Genomic DNA, 23,100 nt, shown 5'->3' with positions numbered 1-23,100 from the left:
AAACCGAACATCTCATGAAACGATATCCTATTCTTACCGGCGCGTTGCTGCTGAGCCTCGCCGTTGGCTGCAACGAGAAATCGCTGGATCAGCTGAACCCGAATGCCGTAACGACCGATAGCTATTTCAAAACAGACGGGCAGATTCGGAGCGCTGTAAATGGCATCTACGCCGCGCTGCAATCGACCAACCTGGTGGCCCGCGAGTGGTTTTTTATACACGACCTGCGCTCCGACGATGTAGCCGCCGGGGGGGGGCAGCTTGAAACGCCCCGCAACCAGCTGCTGACGGGTGCCTACGATACCGGCAACTCGGTGATGAGTTCTGTATGGACGGGGGATTACCGCGTCATTCACCGGGCCAACGTGGTCATCGACAAAGCGGCGGTGGCGACTACCCTTACGCCAGCGGTGTCTAAACAGGCCGTCGGGGAAGCGCAATTCCTGCGGTCGTGGGCGTATTTCGACCTGGTGAGCATGTGGGGTGGCGTGCCGCTCTACAAAAACTACGTGACCACGATCGCCGGTTCACAGCCGCGCGCCTCTGAGGCCGACGTGTATGCCTTTATCATTGCCGATCTGAAAGCGGCGCAGGATGCCCTGCCCGCCACCTACGATGCGGCCAACCTGGGCCGGGTGACTAAAGGTGCTGCGCAGATGCTGCTAGCCCGCGTGTACATGCAACAGGGCGATTACACCAACGCGAAAACCGAGTTGCAGAAAGTGATCAGCTCGGGTCAGTACAGCCTGGTGAGCGAGTACTCCGATAATTTCATTGAAGAAACGGAGTTCAACAAAGAGTCGATCTGGGAGGTGAACTTCCTGCCATCGGGTGGGTCGTTCAACTGGAATGGCGACGCTGATGGCGCCACGGCTGGCGAAGAAACCGTACGGACGCAGGAGTACTCGGCCGTTGGCTGGCGCAACATCATTCCGTCGAACAGCCTGCTTAACGAGTTTGAGCGCCCCAGCAAAGGCGACGCGAAAATCGATCCCCGCTATGCCAAGTCGTTCTACACCACGGGCGATAAATTCAACGGCGACAAAGACGTGCTGACCGACGCCGCCCAGAACGGCAACAGCTCGGTCGTTGATGGCGTGACGCAGAAAGTGAGCTGGCGCAAGTTCAGCCTCATGTACAAAACCAACAACTCGTTCCTGACGGGCGGTATCAACCAGCGGATGATGCGGTACGCCGAAACGTTGCTGGCCATGGCTGAGTGTGAAAACGAACTGGGTAACCTGGCCAGCGCGGTAACGTACCTGAACCAGGTGCGCGCCCGTCCGTCGGTAGCCATGCCGGCTTACCCCACGGCCAATTACCCCGTCTCGAACAAAGATCAGGTCTTCAAAGCCATCGTGCACGAGCGCCGGGTCGAGCTGAGCGGCGAAGAAATTCGGAACCGCGACATCCTGCGCTGGCGGAAACTGGGCAAGCTCACCACTGAGCCGCTGTCGTACTTCCAGAAAGGCAAAACGGAGCTGCTCCCGATTCCGCAGCAGGAGATCGACAACAACCCCAACGTAGGTTCGAAAGGGCAGAATCCGGGGTATTAATAGGGTGGTCATTTGCTGCGCGTCATTAGGCTGCGTCGTCATTGGTTGTCATTCGCTTTCGGCGTTATTTGCTGTAGAGAAGACAACCAATGACGGCGCAGCCTAATGACGCGCAGCAGTAACCAATTGAGTACATGAACCGGGTACAAACAGGCTGGATTGGCTTACTGAGTCTGCTGCTAATGACCTGCCAGCGAACCGCGCCTACCCGGTTTGAGCAGCTGACGAGTGCCCAAACGCACGTAACCTTCGCCAACCGCCTGACGCCCAGCGAGCAGCTCAACGGCTTTACGTTCACCAATTTTTACAATGGCGGCGGTGTGGGCGTCGGTGATCTGGACAACGACGGCTTCACCGATGTCTTCTTCACCGGCAACCAGGTCAGCTGCCGGCTGTACCTGAATAAGGGTAAGACCGACGACGGCTTCTCGTTCGACGACATCACCGAGTCGGCGGGCCTGACCACCAACCGTTGGTGTTCGGGCGTCACTCTAACCGACATCAACCAGGATGGCTGGCTCGATATCTACGTATCGGTGGCGGCGCATGGGGCGCTAAAACAGAGCGAGAACCTGCTGTTTGTGAATCAGGGCCTCCGCAATGGTACCCCGTTTTTCCGCGAAATGGCCCGCGACTACGGCCTCGCCGATCCGGCTTTTACGACCCAATCCACTTTTTTCGACTACGATCTCGACGGCGACCTCGACGCCTTTCTGCTCAACACCGCCCCCGACGGGCAAAATCCGGCGTACCTTCGCCCGGTTGTGCCCAACGGCTCGCACCCCAGCACGGGCAAACTCTACCGCAACAATGGCCCCGGTCCCGCCGGGCACCCCGTGTTCGTCGACGTATCCCGCGAGGCGGACATTACCTACGACGGGCTGGGCCTGGGGGTCATTGTGAGTGACCTGAACAAAGATGGCTACCCGGACATCTATTGCTCCAACGACTTCACCAGCAGCGATATCCTGTACCTCAACAAGGGCAACGGCCAGTTTATTAACGTCATCAAGGAGGCCACGGCGCACACCAGCCTCTACGGCATGGGCGTGGATGCTGCCGATCTGAACAACGACGCCCGGCCTGATCTGATGCAGCTCGACATGCTGCCGAAAGAGAACGCCCGCCTTAAGATGATGCTCGCCGGGCAGGATTACGACCGCAAGGAAATGAGCGTGTCGGCTCAATACGGGCATCAGATGCAGTACATGCGCAACTCGCTGCAACTGAATCTGGGCAACCAGGGCAACGTACCGCTGTTTAGTGAAGTGGGGCTGATGGCCGGTGTCGCCCAGACCGACTGGAGCTGGGCCACGCTGCTGGCCGACTTCGACAACGACGGCTGGCGGGATATGTACATCACCAACGGCTACCGCAAAAACGTCACCGACCGCGATTTTATCAATTTCAGCGAGGACTTTTCGGGCTTCGGTACCACCGAATACAACACCCAGAAACGGCTCGCGCTCCTGGAAAAAGTCCCCGAAATTCCGCTGGCGCACTACGCCTTCCGCAACACCGGCGGCGGGTCGTTTGCCGATGTGTCGAAGGCGTGGGGGCTCAACACCGAATCGTTTGCCAACGGCGCGGCCTACGCCGATTTCGATAACGACGGCGATCTGGATCTGGTCGTCAACAACGTCGATGCCGAAGCGCTCATCTACCGGAACCGAACCCGCGAACAAGCGCCCGATACCCACTACCTGACCGTCCGGCTCCGGGGCGATTCCACCAACCGGCAGGGTATCGGCGCGAAGCTCACGCTCTGGGCGGGTGGGCAGCTGCAATACAGCGAACTGACGACCGTGCGGGGCTATCTGTCGTCGGTTGAACCCACGCTGCATGTGGGGCTGGGTAAGCAGCAGCGTGTCGATTCGTTGCGCATTGAGTGGCCGGGCGGCCGCACTGAAACGCGCCGGAAAGTACCTGGTGATCAGGTACTGACGCTAAACTATGCGCAGGCTAACCCGTCAGCGCAGGCCACCAACGTACCCAGCCCAGGTCTCTTATTCGCCGACATAACCACGGCGCAGGGCCCGGCCTTCCGGCATCAGGAATCCGACTTTGTCGATTTCAAACAAACCGCCGCCATGCATAAAATGCTGTCGCGGTCGGGCTTTGCACTGGCCGTGGGCGACGTCAACGGCGATGGGCTATCCGATTGTTTCGTGGGGAACGCCTACCGGGGCAGCCCGGCCCAATTGCTGGTGCAACAACCCAACGGCGCGCTGCTGAAACAACCGTTTCCAGACCAACCCAACGGCGAAGCCACGGGCGCGCTCTTCTTCGATGCCGATGCCGATGGCGACCAGGATTTGTACGTCGTACATGGCGGGAGCGAACGTCCGGCCACCGACAAGGCGTTTTACCAGGATGATCTGTTCCTGAACAACGGCAAGGGCACATTCAGCGCGGCTCCGGCCGGTACATTACCCGACGTGTCGGGGAGTGGCGGGTGCGTAGTCGCGGCTGACTTTGACCGCGACGGCGATCTGGATCTGCTGGTGGGTGGGCGGCAGGTACCCGGCCAATACCCGTTACCCGCCCGGAGTTACCTGCTTCGAAACGACGCCGGTCGCTTTACCGACGTGACGCCACAACTGGCACCGGCACTCATGTCGGCGGGCATGGTTTGCGCCGCGCTCTGGTCTGACTACGACCGCGACGGCTGGCCCGATCTGATGTTGGCGGGCGAATGGATGCCGCTGACATTTATCCGAAATGACAAAGGCGCGTTCCGATCGCCCCCGCAGCGGTTGGCCAACTCGTCGGGCTGGTGGAATAGCCTGGCGCAGGGTGATTTCGACAACGATGGCGATCTGGATTACATCGCGGGCAACGAAGGCCTAAACACTCTTTACCAGGCCACCCCGACCGAACCCGTCAAAATCGTGGCTAAAGACATAAACAACGACGGCACCGTCGACCCGCTGATGGGCTATTTCATCAACGGAACGTGTTACCCGGCCCCGCCGCGCGAGGCGCTCAATCAGCAGGTGATTCAGTTTCGGCGCAAGTACCAGCGGTTTGCCGATTACGCCGCCGTTACCTTCGATGATCTGCTGACCGCTGATGAGCGCAAGGACGCCTACGAAGCGCAGGCAACGTACCTGCAAAGCGCTTACGTCGAAAATCGGGGCAACGGTCAGTTTGTGGTGCATGCGCTGCCCCGCCCCGCGCAACTGTCGCCCGTGTTCGGCATTGTCGCCCACGATGTCAACCACGACGGCAAGCTGGATGCCGTGCTGACGGGTAATTTTTACCCGAACGAAGTGAATATGGGTCGCGAAGATGCCTCGGTCGGGCTGGTGCTGCTGGGCGATGGGCGAGGCCGGTTTACCCCCGTTAATCCGCTGGCGAGCGGGCTGGTCATTCGCGGTGATGCCCGATCGTCGGCGTTGCTCAAGGGCCGCGGGCAGGCAACGTACCTGATCACCGCCGTCAACAACAGCGGCCTGCGCATCAACCGCTGCGTACGCTGACGCCTCAACTTGTTGTAGGATGACTTACGTGCTTAGCCTAAGTGACTTACGGGATTAAGTATGCCCCATAAACGCCGCATTTTTAACGGACGATTAACCGGTTTATATACGAAGAGGACGCCTGTTTTTGTTATCTAATTGGTCGCCCGTCCCACCGGTACAAACGCCCGATCAGGGTGCCGTGCCGAGCTAAATCGGGCCAACCCACGATCACGTTAAATCAGGCTATTCATCATGAACGCGCTTAAACATTTCCTCCCGGCCAACGCGTTGTGGCTGGGACTGGGGCTCCTGGTAGCGCACTGGCAACCAACGTTCGCCCAAATCGTTGACGACAACCGCCCGGCCGCTACGGCTACTGCCGACAAGCCGCTGCTCTCGGCGGTGGCGGGCTACCGCGACGACGTGCGGCAGGCGGTGTTGCTGGCGAGCCAGCAGCCACAGGTGCTGGACCAACTGGCCCAACAACAGGCCAACAGTGAGCGGGCTTTTACTGACCTCATCAGCTCCTACGGACAGACGAAACAGGGTTGGTTTTACGACATAGCCCGCTTCCCCGACGTGCTCCACAGCCTGGCGATGCTGCCCCGAGGCACTGACCGTCCAACGGTCGATGGGCTGACGAAAGCGCTGCCGACCGATTTGCAGGAGACGGCTTGGCGCTTGTATCGCCATCACCACGACGATCTGGTGCAGGTCGATTACCTCAACCAGCAAGCCGACCAGGCGTTCGACAACCTCATTGACCCGCTCGATAGCCCCACGCAGGCTGCCTTCCGTAAGCTGATTGCCCTGCCCGACGTGCTGACGACCCTGACCCAGCAGCCCGACCAAACCGCTCAACTGGGCCATGATTATCAGGCCGACCCGGCGGGGATGACGCAGCGGCTGGCTACCCTGCACGACAGCCTCACGGCGCAGAGCGATCAGGATCTGGCCTCGTATCAGCAGGAGTTGAACCAGGACCCGCAGGCCCGGCAGGAGCTGCAACAGGCCGGACAGGCCTACGCCCAGGCCAATGGCTACAACGGGCAGATCAACCCGAACCCGGCCTGGCCCGTCAACTCACCGTACTATTACCAGAACCCTTATCCCTACTGGTTCGGCTATCCACGCTGGTACGGGGCGGCCATGTGGTATCCGTCGGCCTGGTGGCTCAATACGGGCTTCTACTATGGTCCCGGCGGCGGTATGGTCGTGTTTGGACTGCCCTCATTTGGCTTCTCCAACTGGTTCTTCAACTACGGCTACCGCGGCTATTACCCGCATCTCTACAACCGCTTCAATGGCTTCTACGCCCGCGTGTACCGGCCCAATCGCATCTGGTCGCCCTATAATCCGAGCTTCCTCGGCGCGGCCCGGCGCACATTCGGGCCGGTGGGCGGCGTGGCTGGTGGCCGCTATGCCAACGGCTATGGCTATGCGGGACGTACCTACGGCCGGTCGTATTCACCGGGCAACGTACCCGGCGTGAGTGCTCCCGGCGGACGTACCTACGCCCCCCCAAGCCGTACACCAAATTACGGCGGCGGCAACTACAGCAGCGGTCGCGGTAATTTCGGCGCCGGTCGTTCATTCGGTGGCGGTTTTAGCAATGGCGGCAGCTTCGGTGGCGGGCGCTCGTATGGCGGTGGTGGCTTCGGCGGTGGCCGGGGCGGCCGTCGGTAACTGATCGCCTGACGTACCTATGAATAACCCCCACAGCGGCGACGTTTGTGGGGGTTATTCATAGGTACGTACCTGTCCGGCTCCGTTCAAACGCTGTCCAGATTCGGACAATTATCTCTGAGAATATAGTTGACAGTCAGTGAGTTGTTCGCGTAGCATGCTGTTTGGGTGGGTAGGCAAAACTGCCTTCATGAACCGGCTGATCCCGTCTATGAAAACGATACTGACCTGCCTGCTACTCAGCCTGTGTACGCTGGCGCAGGCCCAAAAAAATAACCTGAGCATCCAGATCGACGATGATACGAAGTACATGTCGATCGACGTGGAAGGCACGCAGGACGGGCGCCTGATCAGCTATAATCAGCGGTTTGGGGTAGCGGGGCTTAATGAGCGGCAGCGCGAAGCCCTGAAAGACCGCGTCCTCGATTCGCTGGGCGTTCGTGGGGCCGCTACACCGCCGCGCCCCGAGGGCGAATCGGTGACGATCCGTTGCGAACGCTGTAACGAGCAGATGCGGCTGGAGATTTACGGCACCGGCTACACGCTGTTGCATGAAGCCGACAGCCGCAAGGAACGCGCAGCTACGTTCCCGATGGCGCTGACGCTTCAGCCCGGCACCTACCGGCTGGTCTACAGGCAGAACCGCGTTCTTCAGGTTCAGTCCACCTTCACCGTCAAACCCGACGAGCCCAACGTGGTGGTGATCAAGTAAGCCAACGGCCTACTTAGCGGAGCGGCCGGAAGAAGTCGCGCAGCTCCTGAGCGAGCAGGTCGGGTTCTTCGAGCGCCGCAAAATGACCGCCCCTGGGTAGCTCGGTCCAGCGGTGCAGGGTATAGAACCGCTCGGCCAGTGCGCGCGGCGCCGGTAGAATGTCTTTCGGAAAAAGGGCGATGCCCGTGGGTACGTCGATACGAGGGACGTCATCGCCCCAGGGCTGATCGGGTTCATCCCAGAACGGGGCAAACGACGACCGAATCGTTTGGGTCGCCCAGTACATCGTGATGTTCGTCAGCAGCTCGTCGGTTGTGAACCGGCTTTTCAGCGCGCCATTGCAGTCGCTCCAGGCATAGAATTTCTCCGTGATCCAGGCCGCCAGGCCCACCGGGGAGTCGTTTAGGCCATAGGCAAGCGTTTGCGGTTTGGTGCCCTGCATTACAGCATAAGCCCCTTCCGTCAGCTGCCACTGCTGCCCTTCCTGAAGGTACTGTTGCTCGGCTTCCGATAGCCCATTGGGGCTGGTTGCAAACAGCCGCCAGTAGGGCACGTCACAGAGGTGAATGCCGGTCAGCGAATCGGCGTGCTGCATCGCCAGCGCCTCCGTCAGGCCGCTACCCACATCGCCGCCGTGGGCACCGTAGCGCGTGTAACCCAGCGTGTTGGTCATGAGCGTGTGCAGTTGGTTGGCCGTCCACGCGTTGTAACCCCCGGTTTGCTGCGTCAGTCTATCCGAAAAGCCAAAGCCCGGCAGGCTGGGAATAATCACGTCGAAAGCATCTTCGGCCCGGCCACCGTGGGCCGCAGGGTCGGTCAGCAGCGGAATCAGTTTGTGGAACCGATAAAACGAATCGGGCCAGCCGTGGCTGAGCAGCAGCGGCATGGGATTATCGCCCTTGCCGCGTTCATGGATGTAATGGAGTCCATAGCCGTTCAGCTCGGTTTTGAACTGGGCAAACTGGTTGAGGAAAGCCTCCTGCTTGCGCCAGTCGAAGTCGTACTGCCAGTACTGAATCAGCGGTTGCAGGTACGAGCGCGGCGTGCCCAGCTGCCAGTCCATACCGGCCACTTCGCTCGACCAGCGCGTTTGGGCCAGCCGCATTTGCAGGTCGTCGAGCACCGCCTGCGGAATACTAATCTGAAAAGGGTTCATACGATCGGTTGCGGTGAGTGTTCATCATGGATAGGTGGGTTCAACCGGCAACCCACCTATCCATGATGAACACTCACCGCAAGTTGTCACTGTAAGTTGGGTTCCGGCCCCCGAAACGCATCTTTTTTGTCAATGGCTGGCAGCTTAACCGGCCGCCCTTCCCGCGCCGACTGGTAGATGGCTTCCATGATGCGCTGATCCTGCAAGCCCTCTTCACCCGTCGAGTACGGCGCTTTATCGTCGCTGACGCATTCCGAGAAGTAGTCGATCTCGGTGGCAAACTGGTTTTTGGGCGTAATGCTGACGTTTTCCTGCCGCACAATGGCGCCGTCGGCCCGCGACGTCGTCAGTTTCTGACCTTCGTAGGCGTAGGCGTTGGTCAGCTCATACCAGCCGCGCTCGGTCATGACCCGGTACTGGCGTGAGTCGTGCACGTTGTAGTGGGTGGCGCAGTTGGCGATGACGCCACTCGGAAATTTCATCTGCCACGAGCACACCTCTTCTACCTCCTTAAACAGCGGATTGTTGGGGTCGCTCTGCGTGTAGGCAAACACTTCGGTCGGCTCCTCGCCCAGAATAAAGCGGGTCGTATTGAGGCAATACAAGCCAATGTCGGGCAAGGCACCACCGCCCGCCAGCGCCTTGATGTGCCGCCAGTGCTGCGGATTGGCCGACGACTGGCAGTTGAACGCATCCACGAACTTAGGCTTGCCATACTCGTTTTTCTGAAGCTGCTCGCGCACGTAGCGGTTGTAGGGCTCGTAGTGTATGCGGTAGGCCACCATCAGTTTGCGGTTGGCTTTTTTGCAGGCGTCGATCATCGCCTGGCACTCGGCCGACGAATTGGCCATCGGCTTTTCGCAGAGGATGTGCTTGCCCGCCTGCGCGCCCCGGATCGTAAACTCAGCATGCATGGAGTTGGGCAGCACAATGTAGATCACCTGCACCTCGGAGTTGTCTTTCAGCTTGTCGTAGTCGGCGTAGCTGTAGCAACTGGTCGGTTTGATGCCGTACTGCTTCGCCACTTTCTGTAGCTTCTCGGGGCTACCGCTCACCAGCGCAACCGGCTTCGACTTCTTGCATTGCCCAAAGGCGGGCAGAATCTCTTCCAGCGTCAGGTGGCCCAGCCCCACCAGGGCGTAGCCCACCCGTTGGTCGGCCGGGAGGGGCGTGGGCACCGGGGCCGATTTCCGGTCGGCGTCCGATTTCCAGGCTTCCAGCTCGATGGGTTTGTCGGCTTCGCCCGGTACTGTGGCCGGTGGCGAATAGGGCGGCGAGGTAGGCACCTGTTGCCCCGTCGGGGTTTTGTAAGTGCCGGAGGTCGGAACGGGGTAAGAGGGCGTTTGCCCCTGCGTCTGGCAGGACGCCATCAGGCTACCCACAGCCCCCACGGCCACGGCACCACTGGCTACCTGCAAAAATCCTTTTCGGTTCATCAAAGGCGCTTGGGGGCCAGTCGGTTGTGGCTGCCCGTCGCCAGGTACGTTGAGCGGAGACATAGCATGTATGGTTAGTCTGCCGATACAACCAATTGGCGCGAACCTGACGTCAAAATCTGTTTGGGTGGCCCGCTGTGAAGAGGAAATAGCCCGAGGCTGGCGCATGCGTATGTTGCTTGTGTGGCAACTGGCTTACCCTTCCCGCAGCGACTTACGCCGTTTGTGGGTAAGTCGGTGCCCGGTGCTGCCTTTGTCTGGGGGATTGAGCCGTTGTTTTCACCGCTCGCCGCCTCCTCATGAACAAAACCCTACGCTCCTCTAGCCTCACCCTATCGCTCTTTGCGCTGGCGAGCTACTGCACCGCACCGGTTGCGCTGGCCACTCCGCCCGCCAAACCACCCCGCGTGATCAAACGGGCCATTTTGCCCACCGACCTCAAAATGCCAACGGGCTTTGCGGCGTCGATCGTGGCCGACGGGCTGAGCGCCCCGCGCCATCTGGTCGTGAGCAAAACCGGCGACATCTACGTGAAGCTGGGTAAACTACAGGAGGGCAAAGGCATCTACCGCCTGCGCGACACCAACAACGATGGTGTTACCGACGAGAAAACGGGCTTCGGCGATTACCCCGGTACGGGCATTTTCCTGAAAGACGGCTACCTCTACACGTCTTCGAACAACAGCATTTTCCGGTACAAACTAAACGAGCGCGACGAGGTGACGAACCCCGACAGCCCGGAGAAACTGGTGTCGGGCCTGCGCGAGAAAGAGCGCGACAAGTCGAAGTCCATCGCGCTCGACAATGCGGGCAATATCTACGTCAACATCGCGTCGGACAACGACCGCTGCCGGGAACCCAACAGCGGCAAGGGGCAGATGCCCTGCGCCCTGCTCGACTCAGCGGCGGGCATCTGGCGCTTCAACGCCAACGTGCCCAATCAGACGTTTGCCAGTGGCGTGCGGTTTGCGACCGGCCTCAAAAACGTGGTCGGCCTCGACTGGAACCCCAAAACCAACAGCCTGTTTGTGATGCAACACGGCCGGGGCGCCTTCGACGATTTCTACCCGCAGTACTACACGCCGCAGCAAAGCGCCGAACTCCCCGCCGAAACTATGTACGAATTGCACCAGGGCGATGATGCCGGCTGGCCCTACAGCTATTACGACCATATCCAGAAGAAGAAAATAATGGCCCCGGAATACGGTGGTGACGGCAAGAAGGCGGCTACGGGGAAAATCATCGACCCGGTGGCGGCGTTTCCGGCGCACATGGGGCCCAACGGTCTGTTGTTTTACACCGGGACGGCCTTCCCAGAGCGGTACCGCAACGGCGCATTTATTGCCTTCCACGGGCAGTCGCAGGCGATGCACAAAGGGTATCTGGTCGGGTTTGTGCCGTTTAAAAACGGGAAGCCCTCGGGCCCCTGGGAAATCTTTGCCGACAATTTCGCCGGTACGGACCTGGTCAAGCCCACCGGCCCCGTGCAACACCGGCCCTGTGGCCTCGCGCAAGGCCCCGACGGTTCGCTCTACGTGACCGACGACCTGAACGGCACCATCTTCAAGATTAGCTACCAGGCCCAACGCCCCACCCGCAAACCGACGGCGGCGCAGAAGCGGTAACGTACCTGGCATCAGCCACGAATGCAAAAGGCCCGCGTCACAGCGGGCCTTTTGCGTGGGAACGTACCCAGCGTTAGGCGGGCTCTTCCCGAATCAGGGTTTTGATGCCTTCGGCCATCTCGGGCGTCACGGTGACACCGTGTACGGAACTGGCGTGCTCGGCAGCCTGAGTGAGCACCTCTTCGTCGGTTTCAGCATGAATCTGGGCGGGACAATCGAAGCCCACATCGCTGCATTTCAGGGTTTTCATGGCGTATATCGGGTTAAACAAGATGGAAAGCTGGCGGTAAGACGATCAGTATGGTTAAGCAGACGTAACGATAGTAAAAACCGGATACGCTGACTACTAATCTTCTGTGTATGGCCGTGAGGTGAGTAAACGGTAGGTGTCAATCGGTGAGCGCGTTGCCCAATCCGATCAGTTCGGTCGTATCTTTGAATTTTACAACGAAAAGCGATGACGGGTAAATCATTGGCCGACTTTTATCAGGACATATCGGCAGTTGTGCCAGTGGAGATCAACCGAGAAATCGGGCATTTCAACGTGTTCCGCATTGCCGATCTGATGGCGATCCGGTCCAAGAAAGGCGTGATGCCCTACGACCGGCGGGCCTACTACAAAATCAGCCTGATCAGCGGGCGCAACAAGGCCGAATACGCCGACAAGGTGATCGAGATTGAGCGAAACGCGCTGCTCTTTGCCACGCCCAAAATCCCGTATCACTACGTCCCGCTCGACGAACAGCAGGCCGGGTCATTCTGCGTCTTTACCGACGACTTTCTGGTGTCGACCAAAAGCGGCGTCGTGCTCGACGACCTGCCGCTGTTCCAGCCCGGGACCGTGCCGATTTTCCAGCTAACCGACGACGAAGCCGACGACCTGCGCTACATTTTCAACAAGATGCACAAAGAGTTGGCGTCGGACTATGCCTATAAATACGATCTGCTGCGGAATTACGTGCTTGAACTCATTCACTTCGGGCAGAAGTTGCAACCGGCCACCTCGCTCTACCCCACGCATACGGCCTCGGCCCGGATTTCGTCGCTCTTTATCGAACTGCTCGAGCGGCAATTCCCGATCGAATCGCCGGGGCAGCGCATTCGCTTGCGTACGGCCAACGACTACGCCCGGCAACTCGCCGTGCACGTCAACCACCTCAACAAAGTCCTGAAGGAGCACACGGGCAAAACGACCACCGACCTCATCAGCGGGCGGCTCGTGCAGGAGGCCAAAATCCTGCTGCGCCAAACCGACTGGACCATCTCCGAAATCAGCTACAGCCTGGGGTTTGAAGAAGTGGCCCATTTTTCCAATTTCTTCCGCAAGCAAACGGCGCTGTCGCCCGTCGCGTTTCGCAACTGATTTGATTTTTGCAACGAATCGATTGTTCTTCGCAACGTCCCCGTTGATCGGTCGCCCGACCTTTGTGGGGTCAGTTTTAGTTTGTCACACTGACCTAATCAACACAGACATGGACGCGAAAAAGAAGATTGCCCTGATAACGGGCGGAAGCCGGGGTTTGGGCAAAAACATGGCGCTTGCCATCGCCAAAAAAGGATTCGACGTGGTGCTGACCTACCACAGCCAGCAAGGTGAAGCCGAAGCGGTGGTTGCGCAGATTGAGCAGCTCGGCCAGAAAGCCGCGGCCCTGCAACTGGATACGGGTGCTGTGAGCAGCTTTGAGCCCTTCAGCCAGCAACTGACGGCCGTTCTGGGCAACACGTTTGCCGCCGACCGGTTCGATTTCCTGGTCAATAACGCCGGCATTGGCGGCAACTCGCCCATCGGCCAGACCAACGAAGCGGAGTTCGACCAACTGGTGAACATTCATTTCAAGGGCGTGCTGTTTCTGACCGAGCAACTACTGCCGCTGCTCAACGACGGCGGGCGCATCATCAACATTTCGTCGGGGCTGGCCCGGTTTACCTCACCCGGCCGGGCGGTATACGGGTCGCTGAAGGGCGCTGTCGAAACCCTCACGTTATACATGGCGAAGGAGCTGGGGCCGCGTGGCATTACGGTGAACGTAGTAGCGCCGGGGGCCATCGAAACCGACTTTAGTGGTGGCGTAGTGCGCGACAACCCCGACGTCAACCGCCACATCGCGAGTATTACGGCGTTGGGCCGCGTGGGCCTGCCCGACGACATTGGCGGCGTGGTGGCGTTCCTCTGCACCGACGATGCCCGCTGGATCAACGCCCAGCGCATCGAGGTATCGGGCGGCATGAACCTGTAAAGTGGGCTGGGGCAACGGCTGGATTTTCCCAATGACAGCCGTTGCCCCAGGTACGTTCGCAAAGTTGCGTAGCCATCTGGTCGTTCTGGCGGTTTACCCCCTAATGAAAGAGCAGATTATCGCAGGAGCCCGGCAGTTGTTCAACCATTACGGCGTGAAGACCGTCCGGCTGGAAGACGTCACCCACCAATTGGGTATTTCCAAAAAGACGCTGTATCAGTACTTCGAAAACAAAGAAGAACTGGTGCGGCAGATGCTGGACGCCCAACTGGGCGAAAGTCTGCACGAAGCCAGTGCGATTCAGCAGCAGGCGGCCAACGCCATTGTCGGGGCGCTGCAAATCTGGGACCGGCTGATTCACTACAAGCAGACGGTAAACCCCAGCCTGTTTCTCGACATCGAACGCCATTACCCGGCGGCCTGGGCGCTCTTTCAGGAAGGCAAACGGGCGTACATCAATACCATTCTGGTGGCGAATCTGCAGGCTGGCATCGAGCAGGGCCTGTACCGCCCAGACCTGAACCTGACCGTATTGGCCTGGCTCTGGGCCGAACAAAGCCAGTGCGACGTACCCAGCAAGGGCGACGAGCAGGTGATTAAACACCTGTTCATCCGCGGCCTGCTTACCCAGGAGGGATTGCGTGTGTATGAAGGCTATGTACCCCCGGCACCCCACCCCAACCCCTCCCCTTAAACAAGGGGAGGGGCTTTTGCTTGCATCAGGTTTGTATTAGCGTCAGTCTTGGTTATAGCCAAAGCCCCTACTTTTTTAGAAGAGGCGCTTACTCCTGTCGAGTTTGTATTAGTTGCTGATATCAGCGACAGCATAAGCCCCTCCCCTTGTTTAAGGGGAGGGGTTGGGGGTGGGGTAGATTTTTACATCCATTCCCAAGCGCTCTGATACGTACCCAGCGCTTCGGCGTAGGTGATGAAATCGGAGTAGAACGGCAGGCTCGCCAGCGTGGCGCTGTCGCCGAAGATCACCAGTTTTTTGCGGGCGCGGGTCATGGCCACGTTCATGCGCCGGATATCCGACAAAAAGCCGATGTCGCCTTCGGTGTTGCTGCGGACCAGCGATATATACACGATGTCGCGCTCCTGCCCCTGAAAACTGTCGATCGTGTTTACCGAAATGTGGCCGCTGTATGGCTGTAGTTCCGGGCTGTTTTTGAGCTGTTCGGTCAGTACATTGATCTGCTGCTTGTAGGGCGAGATCACGGCGATCGTCGGGAACGTACCCAGGCTATAGCGTTGGCTCAGGTCGCCGACCAACTGGGTCAGGTGACGGATAAGCAGGGCGGCTTCGTCGGGATTGGTCGAGCTGGTGCCGTCCAGTTTTTCGTCGAAACCACAACCCGCCGTATCGACAAACGCCAGCGCCGTATCGTCGGCGAACAGCGCGTGGCGGGCTACCGACGGGTGAGCCTTCACCTGGTTGTCGTAGAAGACCTGCGACGAATACCCCATGATGTGCTCATGCATGCGGTACTGCTCGTTGAGGAGCGTCACCGCCTCGGGGTGGAGGGCCACGCATTTCTCCAGCAAGGTCGTGCCGAGGCCATTGCGGGCTGCTTCGGCCGATTTGATGGTAGGCGGCAACTGGCAGTGGTCACCGGCCAGCACCACTTTCTGCGCTTTCAGGATGGGAATCCAGCAGGCGGGTTCGAGCGCCTGCCCGGCTTCGTCGATCACGACGGTGTGGTAGGTCAGGTCGCGAACGGTGTAGTTGTTGGCCCCAACGAGCGTGGCCGTGACTACCTGCGCGTTGGCAATCAGGTCGTCGATTACGTATTGTTCGGCCTGCCCCACGTCTTTCAGCAGCCGGTGGGCCTCGTCGAACAGGGCTTTGCGCTGCTCGCGTTCAGCTTTACCAAAATTGCGCTTGTACTTGTGCGCCATCGTCCGGAATTCGTTGGCCTGCTTCTTCAGCTTTTTGGCCGCGTTCATGTGCGGGTGCGTACTCACCTTGTGGTCCAGCGTGAGCGCCATCAGCCGTTCCGACACGCGCGCCGGATTGCCGATCCGGAGCACGTTCAGCCCTTCGTCGTGTAGCTTTTCACTCAGGAGGTCAACCGCCGTGTTGCTGGGTGCTACCACCAGCAGTTTCTGCCTGTCCTGTTTGATCAGCGCCTTGATGGCCTGAATCAGCGTGGTGGTCTTGCCCGTACCCGGCGGGCCGTGGACGATCGCCAGCTCGTTGGCCGACAAAATTTTGTGCACCGCCGCTACCTGACTGGGGTTCAGTTGGGGCAACACCGGCGCGGGCGTCTGTGCGTTGAACGTGGGCACCTGCTCGCCCGTCAGAATCGGGATGAGAGGATGACCGGGCTTTTGGCTCAGCGTATTCGCCGTTTTAAGGGCGGCTTCCATCTCGTCGTAGCTGTTGTCATCGAACAGGACTTCGACGCCCAGCTTGCCATCGCGCGACCAGTCGGGTAGCTCATCGACCCGCAGGGTGAGCTTGAGCCGGTTGCCGCTCTGGTGCGACACGGTGCCTTCGACGCGGTCGGTTTTGGGGTTGTAATTACTGAACAGCACGGCGGGCATACCAAACCGAAACCGATGCGGAATATCCTGGTGGGAAGGGCGTTCGACCTCGACGGTCAGGTAGTCGCCGCGGCCCAGCTCAGAGCCCCGGATAGCGATGGGGTACCAGGTGAGGCCATTGGCCCGCCGCTCGGCTACGGAGGTCGTCTGGGTCAGTTGCTGGTACTGATCCTGGTCTTCCTGCCGTTCGCGCTTCAGTAGGGCGAGCTGCTCATCAAAATAAGTCATACGCAAAGAACCCCATTTAGGGCGCGCTTGTGCCCAATAAGCCTTTATAAAAAAGAGGGCGGTTGCGGTTACCCGGCCAACGCCAGGCAACCGCAACCGCCCTACAGAACACGCGTAACCAACGTACCTAGCTGATCGCCTTGGCGACTTCCAGATCCTGCGGCTTTTGCGGAATCACTTTTTTCTTCGTGAAGCGGGCAATCAGTCGGTCGACAACCAGGTACATCGACGGAACCACCAGCAGCGTCAGCAACAACGACGAACTCAGGCCGCCAATGATGACCCACGCCATGCCGTTCTTAGTTTCGGCGCTGGCCCCGCTGGCCAGGGCGATGGGCAACATCCCCAGAATCATGGCCAGCGTGGTCATCAGGATGGGGCGCAGGCGTTCCTTCCCCGCCTCGATAAGCGCGTCGACTACCTCGTGCCCTTCGGCCTTTAACTGGTTGGCAAAGTCGACAATCAGGATGGCGTTTTTCGCCACCAGACCCAGCAGCATGATCATCCCCACGATGGCGAACACCGTCAGGCTTTCCATCGTCAGGGCCAGTGCCAGCAGGGCTCCGATCAGCGCCACCGGGATGGAGAAGAGCACGACGAACGGATAGACCACGCTTTCGTAGAGCGCCACCATGATGAAATACACCAGCAGAATGGCGATGCCCAGCGCCAGCCCAAGGCTACCAAAGGCATCAGACTGTTGTTGCAACTGACCCAGGTATTGGATCGACACGCCTTCGGGCAGATTTTCTTTCGCCATTTTGGCCTGAATATCGGCCCCGACCGTACCCACCGGGCGACCGACTACCTGCGCGTTGATCGTGATCGACGACAGCCGGTCGATGCGCTCGAGGACACTTTCGCCCACCTGCTCCTGCACGGTAGCAAATTGCGACAGCTCGAACGTTTTGCCCTGATTGTTCACAAACGTCAGGCGCGACACGTCGGAGGCCTGCGTGCGGTCGAACTGATCGAGGCTCACCAGAATGTCGTATTCGTTGCCGTTCTGCTTGAACTTCGACAGATCGTTACCCCGGAAGGCGTTTTGCAGCGCCTGCCCGACCTCCGCTGCACTGATGCCCAATTGGGCCATCTTATCGCGGTCGAGGTTAACCGTTACTTCCGGTTTCGGGTCTTTCACCGAATACTTCACGTCCTGCGTGCCGGGCACCGACGCCGTTACCTGTTTCACCAGCGCGGCCGCCTTCCGAATGTCGGCGAGGTTGGTTCCTTTCACGGCAATCATGATCGGTGCCTGCGACGCCCCCACGATACCCACCGGTGCCACCGTCACCCGGACGCCCGGAATCTGGCTCACTTCGTTTTTCAGCATCTGGCCAAAGGCTTCCGTCGACAGTTTCCGCTGTTTCTTATCGACCAGCTTCACGTTGATGTCGGCCAGGTTACTGTTTGCCGACGTACCCAGCCCGGTGCTGCTGTAGCCAATATTGCTGAAGACGTTGGTCACTTCGGGGTGTTTCATGATGATCCCCTCCGCCCGTTGCGCTACGGCATTGGTCTGGTAGATCGAGGCCGTTGGCGAGAGTTCAATCTGCACGTTCATTTCGCCCTGATCGCTCTGCGGCATGAAGGCCGCACCAATGAAGCCCGCCGGCACCAGGTAAATCGACCCGATGAGCAGGGCCAGCACGGCCAGGAAGATGTACCGCTTGTGCCCCAGCACCCAGACCAGAATTCGGCCATAAGCCTCGGTCAGGCGGTTCAGCATATTCTCGAAACCGAGGTTCAGCTTGCCCCAGAGCGTGTTGGGATTCAGCACTTCGACCTTGCCAAAGCGCGACGCCAGCAGGGGCGTCAGCGTGAACGACACGAGTAAGCTCATCAGTGTCGAGAACACAACCACGAGGGCAAACTCGCGCAGGATATTCCCGATCAAACCGCCCGTCATGGCCAGCGGCACAAACACCACTACGTCGACCAGCGTAATCGCGAGGGCCGTGAAGCCGATCTCACTCCGACCGTCGAGGGCCGCCGTGCGCTTGTCTTTCCCCATTTCGAGGTGGCGGTTGATGTTTTCCAACACCACAATCGAGTCATCGACCAGAATACCTACGACCAGCGACAGGGCCATGAGCGTCATCAGGTTCAGCGAGAAACCCATCAGGTACATCAGAGCAAACGTCGGGATCATCGACGACGGCAGCGCCACAAGCACGAACATGGCCGACCGGAAGCTGTGCAGGAAGAGCAGCATTACCACCGATACGATCAGGATGGCGAGGCCCATATCGAACACCACCGCATCGGCCGACGCCAGCGTGTAGATCGACTGGTCGGAAGCGATGTTGAACTTCAGGCCGATGTTGCTGTATTGTTTTTCCAGCTGCGTAATCTTCACCTGCGCCTGCTGACTCACCGCCACGGCGTTGGCATCGGACTGTTTCTGGATCTGCAAACCGATCGACGGGCGGGCGTTGATGTGGTTGATGGCCGTCGGCTTCGTGCTGGCGTCGACCACTTCGGCCACGTCTTTCAGCAATACCTGTGAGCCGTCGGTCCGGTTAGCGATAATCAGATCGCGCAGGCGGTTGACGGTCTGCACCGACGCATCGAACCGGATCGAGTACTGCGACTGCCGCGTTTCCAGTTGTCCGGCGGGGTAGCTGGCGTTGGCCGCGTTGATGGCCTGCGACACCTGCCCGATCGACACGCCGTAGCCGCGCAGTTTCTCAGTGTTGACGTTTACCTGAATCTGCCGCTCGTTGCCGCCGATGATGTTTACCTGCCCCACCCCCGATACGTTGGAGAGTTGCGGCTTGATGTTGTTGTTGATCAGGTCATACAGGGCCGTGGGCGACACGTTGGCCGTAACGCCCATCCGCAACACCGGGATTTCGTCGGTCGAGAATTTGTTCAGGATGGGCCGGTCGGCACCGTCGGGGAGCAGGTTCAGAATCTGCTCAATCTTGCGTTGGGCATCCTGCTGCGCCAGCGTGGTGTTCACGCCGTTTTTCAGCTGGATAATCACGCTCGATACGCCTTCCTGCGAGGTCGAGGTCATGCGGTCGAGGCCTTCCAGTGCCGATAGCGCATCTTCGATCCGCTTGGTCACGTTGGTCTCTACTTCGTCGGCCGAGGCACCCCGGTACACGGTCGCCACGCTGATGACGTTGGCCTCGAACTTGGGCAGCAGGTTGTAGGACAACTGCTGGTAACTCAGCACACCGAACAGAATCAGCACGGTGAAGATGGTCGTCACCAGCAGCGGCCGTTTGACGGCTATTTCGGATATAGACATGGGGAGAAGAAGGAAATGGTCATTACGCTTCGCTGTCAGTCGTAGTCATTTGCCTACGGCGTCATTGGTCGTTTTTTACAACAAATGACTATGAATGACCACTTAATGACGCGAAGCAAATGACGTTTTTTTATTTCGTGATCTGCACGGGTTTGCCGTCGCTGAGGTTCAACTGGCCGGTCGTGACCACCTGATCGCCTGTGTTCAAACCGCTCAATACCTCGATGGTATCGCCGAAGTCGCGGCCGACCGTGATGGTGCGGCGCGCCACGGTGTTGCCCGTAACGACATACACGTAGGGGTTCTTGATGCTTTCGACTAGGGCCGCGCGCGGAATCTGAAGCGCCTTCTGGTTGGATTTCTGCGAGAAATCGACGTTGACGAACGTACCTGCTTTCAGGCCATTGGCGTTGTCGATGGTGATCTCAACCGGGTAGTTGTGCTCGTCGGAGCCCTGCGGCGCGATGTACGAAATCCGGCCGCTGAAAGTCCGTCCGGCGAACACGTCAGTGGTTACTTTCACCGGCTGCCCGTTCCGGAGCCGATACACGTCGCTTTCGTTGACGGGCACCTGCACTTTCAGGCGGTTCACGTCGAGCACCCGGCCCAGCACTTTCCCCACGGTGATGTATTCGCCGGGTTCGATGTCTTTCTGCACGATCTGCCCGCTGATGGGCGCTTTCACGTTGGCGTCGGCAATCTGCTTTTTGATCTGCTCGGCCTGGTTCAGCGCGTTCTCGTAATTGTACTTCGTATCGTTCACCTGCAATTCTGTGGTGGCGTTACCGGCCAGCAGCGTATTGTAGCGCGTCACGTCTTTCTTCAGCCGGTCGATGGAGAGCTGCGTGGCTTCCAGCGACAGTTCTTTCAGCCGGTTGTCGAGCTGCACCAGCGTGGCCCCCGCCCGGACGCTCGAACCGAGGTTGAAATTGACCTTCGCCACCTTACCTGCCGTTGTCGCGATCAGATCGGCTTCCTTGAACGGGATGAGGTTACCCGTTTTCACCAGCTGCTGACTGACGGTGCCTTCCACGGCTGGTGCCACCGTGACGGGGATCGCCACGTTAGTCGCCACGACGGGCTTCTTCTGCTCGTCGATCTTCTTTTTGTTGGAAGCCAGCCGAAAACCAATCAGGGAGATGATAGCCAGCGTAGCAACCAGAATCGTTATTGTGGTCTTTTTCATAGTAACTAGTCATTTGGCTTCGCCGTCATTCCTGGTCATTGGTTGTCATTTGTAGGAAACAATGAACGACAACCAATGACCATAAACGACCAGGAATGACCCTTTTTAAAGTTGATTATAAAAACCCAGCAGACTGCCCTTCGATTGCTCGAGGTCAAGGCGGGCCTGATAGAGATTGATGAGTGAATTGATGTAGTTGGTGCGGGCCTCCCGATACGAGTTATCGGCGTTGATCAGGTCGGTGAGCAGTTTGGTGCCCTGCTTGTATTGCAGCGTCGTGATGTTGTAGACCTCCTGCGCCAGTTTCACGTTGCGTTCGTCGTTTTGCAGGCTGGTCTGCGCGCGCTGAATCTGCGACTGCGCGCTGCTGAACTGAAGCTGATAACCGGCTGTGTTCAGTTTTTGCTGTTCCTGCTGTGTCAACACGGTTAGGCGCTGCTGCTTCAGCTGCGAGTCGCGCTGAAACCCGTCGAAAATGGGGATGTTCAGGCGCAGGCCGATGCTGCCGAACCCAACGAAATTGGTGAACAGCTTGTCGATGGTCTGCGCGCCGAGGTTCAGCGTACCGTAGTTGCCCGTGAAGCTCAGCGTGGGCAAGTAGCCCGCCTTGATGCGTTGGTACTGAAGCTGTTGCAGGGTGAGATTGGTTTCGGCCTGCTGAAAAGAAACCAGCCGTTTGGGGTCGAAGGGTTCCTGCTCGATCGAGGGCAGTTGCGTGAGCAGCGTCGAATCGGATAGCGTCAGGTTCTGCTCCTGCGACATGCCCATCTGGTATTTGAGCCGGTTCAGGGCCAGGTTTAGGTCGTTTTCGGCCAGTGTCAGTTGCGACTGCGTGCTGTTGTAGCTGACCTCCGTCCGCGTGTAGTCGACTGGCTGAATCACACCGTTGTCGCGCTGGAGTTTCAGGATGTTCAGCACCTGCTGGGTACGTTGCAGGTTGTCGCGCAGGAGGGCAATCTGCTGCTGGGCCACAAACACCTGGTAGTAATTGCTGGCGATGTTGTAAATCACGTCTTCCTGCGTCTGACGCGTGTTCAGCGCGGCCAACTCCTGATTGGGCTTGTTGGCTTTGATGCCGATCAGCAGCGAGCGGTCGAAGATGGTCTGCGACAGCTGGGCAGTGAGGTTGGTCTGGTATTTCTGGCCAATGATGAACACCCGCGGCTCAGGCCCGAATACACCCGCCGGCACCACGCTCTGCTGGAGCTTCAGGTTGTCGATCGTCGACCCGGTCGCGCTGACTTGTGGCAGATACTGCCCCAGCGCCTGCCGCGCCTGCTGATCGGCCGTCTCGACCTGATACTGCGCAATGCGCACCCGACCAAAATTCTTCAATCCGTAATCGATGCAGTCCTTCAGCCGGAAGCCACCTGTGGGCACTGACTGCGGCGAAGCGGGCTGCGTGGTCTGCGCTTGCCCATCAACCGGAAGCCACAGCGCCAGACCTAAACTAAGTGCAATTAATCGTTTCATAAATCCAAACGTTGATGTGTCTACAGTAGATATATCAACTAATGAGGTAAAAAAAGTTAGCTATCAATCAGGGCTATAATCTTGCGGGTAGTAGCCAGAAACGCGTCCCGTTCGGCCTCCGACAACTGGCTCATAATCTGCTGATCCAGCATCTCGGTCGTCTGGATCGCCTGCTCGATAATCATCTTACCCGCGGGCGTCAGCCGGATCAGGTTCTTGCGCCGGTCGATGCTGTCGGAAACGACTCGTAGGTAGCCATCGCGTTCCAGTGTGCGAATGGAGCGTTGTATGCCCGATTTGTCTTTCTGTAACATGTTGGCAATGTCCTGCTGCGAGAGCAGTTCGTCGCCAGCAAAGTAAGTGACAAACAACACCGGAAACTGCTCGATCTGAATGGTAAAGCCCAGCCGTGTCAGTTCCCGATTGGCCTTTTTCGCCATAAGGTGCCCAACATGGCTGATCATGAATATCGATTGAGAACCCATGCGTTCTGTAAACTTTGCCTGAAGCGTAGTCGAGTCAATCATGCGGCAAA

Annotated in this window: 16 protein-coding genes; 8 read left to right on the top strand and 8 right to left on the bottom strand. The window is 58.8% G+C overall.

Translation table 11 applies throughout. The features are described from left to right. The first annotated feature begins 14 nt into the window (after positions 1-14). The 4 genes from FAES_RS00730 (at position 15) to FAES_RS00715 (ending at position 7,418) form a co-directional block, all read left to right on the top strand. Entirely contained in the window at positions 15-1,556 is a 1,542-nt protein-coding gene (locus FAES_RS00730) for a RagB/SusD family nutrient uptake outer membrane protein (RefSeq protein WP_015329261.1), read from the top strand. Between the two features lie 134 nt (positions 1,557-1,690). Further along, on the top strand, positions 1,691-5,038 hold the full coding sequence (locus FAES_RS00725) for a VCBS repeat-containing protein (RefSeq protein WP_015329260.1): 3,348 nt from the start codon (positions 1,691-1,693) through the stop codon (positions 5,036-5,038). A gap of 234 nt (positions 5,039-5,272) precedes the next feature. Next, entirely contained in the window at positions 5,273-6,706 is a 1,434-nt protein-coding gene (locus tag FAES_RS00720; RefSeq protein ID WP_015329259.1) for a DUF3300 domain-containing protein, read from the top strand. 211 nt (positions 6,707-6,917) lie between these two features. After that, positions 6,918-7,418, top strand: coding sequence for a hypothetical protein (locus tag FAES_RS00715; protein ID WP_041258478.1), 501 nt, complete (start codon positions 6,918-6,920; stop codon positions 7,416-7,418). Between the two features lie 13 nt (positions 7,419-7,431). Here the strand turns inward: FAES_RS00715 and FAES_RS00710 are convergent, their stop codons facing one another. Both FAES_RS00710 and FAES_RS00705 read right to left on the bottom strand, forming a co-directional pair. Next, a complete protein-coding gene (locus tag FAES_RS00710; RefSeq protein ID WP_015329257.1) occupies positions 7,432-8,574 on the bottom strand; it encodes an epoxide hydrolase family protein in 1,143 nt (380 codons plus the stop codon). An 86-nt stretch (positions 8,575-8,660) separates the two neighbouring features. After that, the gene (locus FAES_RS00705) at positions 8,661-10,073 is read right to left on the bottom strand and encodes a Gfo/Idh/MocA family protein (protein WP_041257314.1); all 1,413 of its coding nucleotides are present in this window, start codon (positions 10,071-10,073) and stop codon (positions 8,661-8,663) included. Positions 10,074-10,309: 236 nt separating this feature from the next. Here FAES_RS00705 and FAES_RS00700 point away from each other — a divergent pair, with 236 nt between their 5' ends. Next, complete coding sequence (locus tag FAES_RS00700; protein WP_015329254.1) at positions 10,310-11,635, top strand: PQQ-dependent sugar dehydrogenase; 1,326 nt, start codon at positions 10,310-10,312, stop codon at positions 11,633-11,635. A 73-nt stretch (positions 11,636-11,708) separates the two neighbouring features. Here the strand turns inward: FAES_RS00700 and FAES_RS29405 are convergent, their stop codons facing one another. Beyond that, on the bottom strand, positions 11,709-11,885 hold the full coding sequence (locus FAES_RS29405) for a DUF1059 domain-containing protein (protein ID WP_015329253.1): 177 nt from the start codon (positions 11,883-11,885) through the stop codon (positions 11,709-11,711). Positions 11,886-12,092: 207 nt separating this feature from the next. Between FAES_RS29405 and FAES_RS00695 the strand changes: the two genes are divergently transcribed. The 3 genes from FAES_RS00695 to FAES_RS00685 all read left to right on the top strand — a co-directional run bounded on the left by FAES_RS00695 (position 12,093) and on the right by FAES_RS00685 (position 14,566). Further along, complete coding sequence (locus FAES_RS00695; protein ID WP_015329252.1) at positions 12,093-12,998, top strand: helix-turn-helix domain-containing protein; 906 nt, start codon at positions 12,093-12,095, stop codon at positions 12,996-12,998. Between the two features lie 109 nt (positions 12,999-13,107). After that, positions 13,108-13,872: an SDR family NAD(P)-dependent oxidoreductase gene (locus FAES_RS00690; protein WP_015329251.1), complete on the top strand. Its 765-nt coding sequence runs from the start codon at positions 13,108-13,110 to the stop codon at positions 13,870-13,872. Between the two features lie 31 nt (positions 13,873-13,903). Then, entirely contained in the window at positions 13,904-14,566 is a 663-nt protein-coding gene (locus FAES_RS00685; RefSeq protein WP_015329250.1) for a TetR/AcrR family transcriptional regulator, read from the top strand. A gap of 182 nt (positions 14,567-14,748) precedes the next feature. On the opposite strand, the gene FAES_RS00680 is transcribed toward FAES_RS00685, so the two are convergent. The 5 genes from FAES_RS00680 to FAES_RS00660 form a co-directional block, all read right to left on the bottom strand. Further along, a complete protein-coding gene (locus tag FAES_RS00680) occupies positions 14,749-16,647 on the bottom strand; it encodes an AAA domain-containing protein (protein WP_015329249.1) in 1,899 nt (632 codons plus the stop codon). Positions 16,648-16,774: 127 nt separating this feature from the next. After that, complete coding sequence (locus FAES_RS00675; protein ID WP_015329248.1) at positions 16,775-19,906, bottom strand: efflux RND transporter permease subunit; 3,132 nt, start codon at positions 19,904-19,906, stop codon at positions 16,775-16,777. Between the two features lie 130 nt (positions 19,907-20,036). After that, on the bottom strand, positions 20,037-21,092 hold the full coding sequence (locus tag FAES_RS00670; RefSeq protein ID WP_015329247.1) for an efflux RND transporter periplasmic adaptor subunit: 1,056 nt from the start codon (positions 21,090-21,092) through the stop codon (positions 20,037-20,039). A gap of 105 nt (positions 21,093-21,197) precedes the next feature. Next, entirely contained in the window at positions 21,198-22,565 is a 1,368-nt protein-coding gene (locus tag FAES_RS00665; protein ID WP_015329246.1) for a TolC family protein, read from the bottom strand. A 56-nt stretch (positions 22,566-22,621) separates the two neighbouring features. Further along, positions 22,622-23,092: a MarR family winged helix-turn-helix transcriptional regulator gene (locus FAES_RS00660; protein ID WP_015329245.1), complete on the bottom strand. Its 471-nt coding sequence runs from the start codon at positions 23,090-23,092 to the stop codon at positions 22,622-22,624. Between the last annotated feature and the right edge of the window lie 8 nt (positions 23,093-23,100).

It is taken from the genome of Fibrella aestuarina BUZ 2 (assembly GCF_000331105.1).
GTDB classification, from domain to species: Bacteria; Bacteroidota; Bacteroidia; order Cytophagales; family Spirosomataceae; genus Fibrella; species Fibrella aestuarina.
This window is presented reverse-complemented; position numbering and strand designations above follow the sequence as displayed.

Excerpts from the sequence above, each read along its gene's own strand:
- FAES_RS00665 (WP_015329246.1), bottom strand. The coding sequence starts at position 22,565 with ATGAAACGATTAATTGCACTTAGTTTAGGTCTGGCGCTGTGGCTTCCG.
- FAES_RS00730 (WP_015329261.1), top strand. The coding sequence starts at position 15 with ATGAAACGATATCCTATTCTTACCGGCGCGTTGCTGCTGAGCCTCGCC.
- FAES_RS00705 (WP_041257314.1), bottom strand. The coding sequence starts at position 10,073 with ATGTCTCCGCTCAACGTACCTGGCGACGGGCAGCCACAACCGACTGGC.
- FAES_RS00710 (WP_015329257.1), bottom strand. The coding sequence starts at position 8,574 with ATGAACCCTTTTCAGATTAGTATTCCGCAGGCGGTGCTCGACGACCTG.
- FAES_RS00660 (WP_015329245.1), bottom strand. The coding sequence starts at position 23,092 with ATGATTGACTCGACTACGCTTCAGGCAAAGTTTACAGAACGCATGGGT.
- FAES_RS00690 (WP_015329251.1), top strand. The coding sequence starts at position 13,108 with ATGGACGCGAAAAAGAAGATTGCCCTGATAACGGGCGGAAGCCGGGGT.
- FAES_RS00695 (WP_015329252.1), top strand. The coding sequence starts at position 12,093 with ATGACGGGTAAATCATTGGCCGACTTTTATCAGGACATATCGGCAGTT.
- FAES_RS00700 (WP_015329254.1), top strand. The coding sequence starts at position 10,310 with ATGAACAAAACCCTACGCTCCTCTAGCCTCACCCTATCGCTCTTTGCG.
- FAES_RS00680 (WP_015329249.1), bottom strand. The coding sequence starts at position 16,647 with ATGACTTATTTTGATGAGCAGCTCGCCCTACTGAAGCGCGAACGGCAG.
- FAES_RS00720 (WP_015329259.1), top strand. The coding sequence starts at position 5,273 with ATGAACGCGCTTAAACATTTCCTCCCGGCCAACGCGTTGTGGCTGGGA.
- FAES_RS00675 (WP_015329248.1), bottom strand. The coding sequence starts at position 19,906 with ATGTCTATATCCGAAATAGCCGTCAAACGGCCGCTGCTGGTGACGACC.
- FAES_RS00685 (WP_015329250.1), top strand. The coding sequence starts at position 13,904 with ATGACAGCCGTTGCCCCAGGTACGTTCGCAAAGTTGCGTAGCCATCTG.
- FAES_RS29405 (WP_015329253.1), bottom strand. The coding sequence starts at position 11,885 with ATGAAAACCCTGAAATGCAGCGATGTGGGCTTCGATTGTCCCGCCCAG.
- FAES_RS00715 (WP_041258478.1), top strand. The coding sequence starts at position 6,918 with ATGAAAACGATACTGACCTGCCTGCTACTCAGCCTGTGTACGCTGGCG.
- FAES_RS00670 (WP_015329247.1), bottom strand. The coding sequence starts at position 21,092 with ATGAAAAAGACCACAATAACGATTCTGGTTGCTACGCTGGCTATCATC.
- FAES_RS00725 (WP_015329260.1), top strand. The coding sequence starts at position 1,691 with ATGAACCGGGTACAAACAGGCTGGATTGGCTTACTGAGTCTGCTGCTA.